The sequence below is a fragment of the Gelidibacter salicanalis genome (genome assembly GCF_016469035.1).
Classification (GTDB): Bacteria; Bacteroidota; Bacteroidia; order Flavobacteriales; family Flavobacteriaceae; genus Gelidibacter; species Gelidibacter salicanalis_A.
This window is the reverse complement of record NZ_JAEHJZ010000430.1, coordinates 1-263: the sequence shown is the minus strand read 5'-3', so window position 1 is coordinate 263 and position 263 is coordinate 1. Positions and strand designations below refer to the sequence as shown.

The following is a 263-nucleotide window of genomic DNA, read 5'->3' as shown; positions in this document are numbered from 1 at the left end:
TCCCGCCGAAGATGGACCCATAATGGCCAAGAGCTCACCCTTATTGACATATCCAGACACTGAAACAAACAAATGGCACCTTCGAATAACTTCACATCCCCTGAGTTATCTTTATCACCTCCACAGAGTGTCTCGGCCAACTTCTTTGAACCCCTTCTTCCAATTGCAGTAACTGTCTTCAAAAATGAGTGGATCATTATTTTTTTCAAACGCAAAACAGGGAGAGTGATTAATGAGTTATATCACCAGTTTTCAACCTTACG

The 263-nt window shown here is 41.8% G+C and carries 1 protein-coding gene; it reads left to right on the top strand.

What is annotated here, in order from left to right; all coding sequences use genetic code 11:
- Nucleotides 1–72 precede the first annotated feature (72 nt).
- Nucleotides 73–263 (top strand): hypothetical protein (locus JEM65_RS22680; protein WP_233530817.1); only part of this gene is annotated, 191 nt, incomplete at its 3' end.